This window comes from Pseudomonas sp. DCB_AW, assembly GCF_026240895.1.
GTDB lineage: Bacteria > Pseudomonadota > Gammaproteobacteria > Pseudomonadales > Pseudomonadaceae > Aquipseudomonas > Aquipseudomonas kermanshahensis.
The window spans coordinates 1-4,249 of sequence record NZ_JAPFCE010000129.1 but is presented as its reverse complement, the minus strand read 5'-3'; the positions used below and the strand labels follow the sequence as shown (position 1 = coordinate 4,249).

At 63.6% G+C, this 4,249-nt stretch carries 1 protein-coding gene and 2 pseudogenes; 1 reads left to right on the top strand and 2 read right to left on the bottom strand.

Going from position 1 to position 4,249, the window contains the following annotated elements; translation table 11 throughout:
- A pseudogene (locus tag OO306_RS27705) lies at positions 1 to 124 on the bottom strand (hypothetical protein); the annotation flags it as partial.
- Between the two features lie 4 nt (positions 125 to 128).
- Positions 129 to 2,015, bottom strand: a pseudogene (locus OO306_RS27700) (ATP-binding cassette domain-containing protein); the annotation flags it as partial.
- Positions 2,016 to 2,235: 220 nt separating this feature from the next.
- On the opposite strand from OO306_RS27700, the gene OO306_RS27695 reads away from it, so the two are divergent.
- A complete protein-coding gene (locus OO306_RS27695) occupies positions 2,236 to 4,164 on the top strand; it encodes a transglycosylase SLT domain-containing protein (RefSeq protein WP_027596633.1) in 1,929 nt (642 codons plus the stop codon).
- Positions 4,165 to 4,249: the final 85 nt, after the last annotated feature.

Here is a 4,249-nt window from a genome sequence, read left to right as displayed (position 1 = left end):
TCTGGTTGGCATCGTTGGAGTCACGCACGGCAAAGTCCTTGCGCACGATCTGGTACAGCGCCAGCGTGGCGGCGCCGCGGCCGTCGAGGAAGTCGAACTTGCTGCCGACCTCCCATTGCTCGCCCTTCCTCGCCTTGCAGCTTCTCGATCTGTGCCAGCACCGCCGAAGTCTCGGCGATTGGCCGCTGATAGAAGCCCGCCGCATTCACTTCTTCCTGCGCCTCAGCCATGCGCTGTTCGATCGCGTCGATCTGCCCAGGCAACATCTCCAGCTCACGCTGCAGTTTGTAGCTGAGTTTCTTCTTCGAGGCGTCGGCCACGGCTGCTGCGGGCGCAGGTGCGGCTTGCACGTCCTGCTTCTCCACCACCGCGCTGTTGAGCTCGGACTTGCCGCCCTTGCTTTCGGTCACGCCCAGCAACTTCGGCGAACCGCCCTGACGGATCCAGTCCTCATAGCCACCGACATACTCGCGTACCTTGCCCTCGCCTTCGAACACCAGGGTGCTGGTGACGACGTTATCGAGGAAGGCCCGGTCGTGGCTGACCATCAGCACGGTGCCCTTGTAGTTGGACAGCACCTCTTCGAGCAGCTCGAGGGTTTCCACGTCCAAGTCGTTGGTCGGTTCGTCGAGCACCAGCAGGTTGGCCGGTTTGCTGAACAGTTTGGCCAACAGCAGGCGCGCACGCTCGCCACCCGACAGCGCCTTGACCGGCGTACGGGCACGCTGGGGGCTGAACAGGAAGTCGCCCAGGTAGCTGAGCACGTGGCGGTTCTGGCCATCGATCTCGATGAAATCGCGGCCTTCGGCCAGGTTGTCGATCACGGTCTTTTCCAGATCGAGCTGATGGCGCATCTGGTCGAAGTAGGCCACTTCCAGCTTGGTGCCACGCTCGACCTTGCCCGAGATAGGCTCCAGGTCACCGAGCATCATCTTGAGCAAGGTGGTCTTGCCGGTACCGTTGGCACCCAGCAGGCCGATACGGTCCTGACGCTGCAGGACCATGGAGAAGTCCTTGACCAGCATCGGGCCGTCGGCATGGGCGAAGCTGATATTTTCCAGCACCATGACCTGCTTGCCGGACTTGTCCGCCGCCTCGATCTGGATGTTCGCCTTGCCCTGACGCTCACGGCGCTCGCCGCGCTCGACGCGCAAGGCCTTGAGGGCACGTACGCGCCCTTCGTTACGGGTACGCCGGGCCTTGATGCCCTGGCGGATCCACACTTCTTCCTGGGCCAGGCGCTTGTCGAACAGCGCGTTGGCGGTTTCCTCGGCGGCCAGCGCCGCTTCTTTGTGCACCAGGAAGCTGGCGTAATCACCGTTCCAGTCGATCAGCCCGCCACGGTCCAGTTCGAGGATGCGAGTGGCCAGGTTCTGCAGGAAGGACCGGTCGTGGGTGATGAACAGTACCGCGCCATTGAACCCGCGCAGCGCCTCTTCAAGCCAGGCGATCGCACCGATGTCCAAGTGGTTGGTCGGCTCGTCGAGCAGCAGCAGGTCAGGCTCCGACACCAGCGCTTGGGCCAGCAGCACGCGGCGGCGCCAGCCACCGGACAGCTCGGCCAGGGTCTTGTCGGCAGGCAGCTGCAGACGGCTCAGGGTGCTTTCCACCACCTGCTGCAGGCGCCAGCCGTCACGGGCTTCGAGTTCGTGCTGAACGTGCATGAGTTTTTCCAGGTCTTCGTCGCCCTGGATGTTCTGGCTCAGGTGATGGAACTCGGCCAGCAACGCGCCAACGCCATCGAGGCCCTCGGCCACCACATCGAACACGCTGCGCTCGTCGGCCAGCGGCAATTCCTGCGGCAGCTCGCCGATCTTCAGGCCCGGAGCGCGCCAGATCTCGCCGTCGTCGCCCTTCTGCTCGCCCTTGACCAGGCGCAGCATGCTCGACTTGCCGGTGCCGTTGCGGCCGATGATGCACACCCGCTCGCCACGAGCGATCTGCCAGGACACTTTGTCCAGCAGCGGCATGGCGCCGAATGCGAGGGACACATCGCTGAATTTGAGCAGGGTCATGTTGGTCTCCATAAATCGGGCGCGCATTCTACCTGACTTGGGCCCCCACGGCATTAAGTTGACCGCCCGGTGAGGGCTTTACGACATCTGGTCGAACATAATGTCTTGATACAAGCGCTGTGCTTTCATCTGCCGCCGGCAAACGGCTAAGCTAAGGCATAGCTTCCAACAGTGCTGGCTTCGCCGTCACTTCCCCATGGTTCAACTGCCCGGACGTATCATGCGCAGCCGCCTGTTACAGATTGCATCCTGCTTGCTGCTTACCGCCGCCACCGCCAGCGCGGCGCAGGCCCTCGACCTCACTCAACAGCGCCAGTACTACGACGAGGCCAAGCGCGCCCTGGCCAAGGGCGACAAAGGCCCGTACCTGCGCTATGCCCAGCAATTGCGTGATTACCCGCTGACGCCCTACCTGACCTACGACGAGCTGACCGCACGCCTGAAGAGCGCCAGCAACGAAGAAATCGAAGGGTTCCTGGCCAAACACGGCGACCTGCCCCAGGCCAACTGGATGAAACTGCGCTGGTTGCGCTGGCTGGCCGAGCGCGGCGAATGGAACACCTTCGTCAAGTACTACGACCCCAAGCTCAATTTCACCGAACTGGACTGCCTCAACGGCCAGTACCAGCTCAGCCACGGCCTGCGCGCCGAAGGCTATGCCACGGCCGATAAACTGTGGAATGTCGGCAAGTCGCAACCGGCGGCCTGTGACACGCTGTTCGGCATGTGGGCCGCCGAGGGCCAGTTGACCGAGGCCAAGCGCTGGAACCGCACCAAGCTGGCGGCCCAGGCGCGCAACTACGGCCTGGCCAACAACCTGGTCAAAACCCTGACCACCCTCGGTCCGCAAGGGCGCCTGCTGATCGATGTGGCACAGAAGCCCGAGCTGCTCAACCAGCCGTCGCGCTTCACCCCGGTCAACGAGGCCATGTCCGACGTGGTCAGCCTCGGCTTGCGCCGACTGGCCCGGCAGGACCCGGAGCGGGCCATGGCCCTGCTCGACGACTATGCCCAGCGCATGCACTTCTCCCGCGACGAGAAGGTGGCCATCGCCCGCGAGATCGGCCTGACCCTGGCGCGCCGCTACGACCCACGCGCGCTCGACCTGATGACCCGCTACGACCCCGAGCTGCGCGACAACACCGTCAGCGAATGGCGCCTGCGCCTGTTGCTGCGCCTGGGCCGTTGGGAAGATGCCTACGAGCTGACCAAGCGCCTGCCCCAGGACCTGGCCAGCAGCAACCGCTGGAAGTACTGGCAGGCACGCAGCCTCGAACTGGCCCAACCGAACAACCCGCAAATTCCACTGCTGTACAAGACCGTGGCGCGCGAGCGTGACTTCTATGGTTTCCTCGCTGCCGACCGTGCACAAACCCCCTACCAGCTGAACAACAAGCCCCTGGTGCTGAGCCAGCAGCTGGTCACTAAGGTGCGCAATACCCCGGGCATTCAGCGCGCACTGGAATTCCATGCCCGCGGGCAGATCGTCGAAGGGCGCCGCGAGTGGTACCACGTCAGCCGCCACTTCACCCGTGACGAGATGGTCGCCCAGGCACGCCTGGCCTATGAACTGCGCTGGTACTTCCCGGCCATTCGGACCATCAGCCAGGCCCAGTACTGGGATGACCTGGACATCCGCTTCCCGATGGCCCACCGCGACACCCTGGTGCGCGAGGCCAAGGTCCGCGGCCTGCATTCAAGCTGGGTGTTCGCCATTACCCGTCAGGAAAGTGCCTTCATGGAAGATGCGCGCTCCAGCGTGGGTGCCAGCGGCTTGATGCAGCTGATGCCGGCCACCGCCAAGGAAACCGCGCGCAAGTTCAGCATCCCGCTGGCCTCGCCGGCGCAGGTGTTCAACCCCGACAAGAACATTCAGCTGGGGGCCGCGTACCTGAGCCAGGTGCACAGCCAATTCAATGGCAACCGGGTACTCGCTTCAGCGGCCTATAACGCCGGCCCCGGGCGGGTACGCCAGTGGCTCAAGGGCGCTAAACACCTGAGCTTCGATGTGTGGGTGGAATCGATCCCGTTCGACGAGACCCGCCAGTACGTCCAGAACGTGCTGTCGTATTCGGTGATCTACGGTCAGAAGCTCAACTCGCCGCAGCCGCTGGTGGATTGGCACGAGCGCTACTTCGACGATATGTAAGCCACCCCTTGTAGGAGCAGCCTTGTGCTGCGAAGAGGCCGGTATTAACACCCTGAATCCTCGGTGTTAATACCGGCCTCTTCGC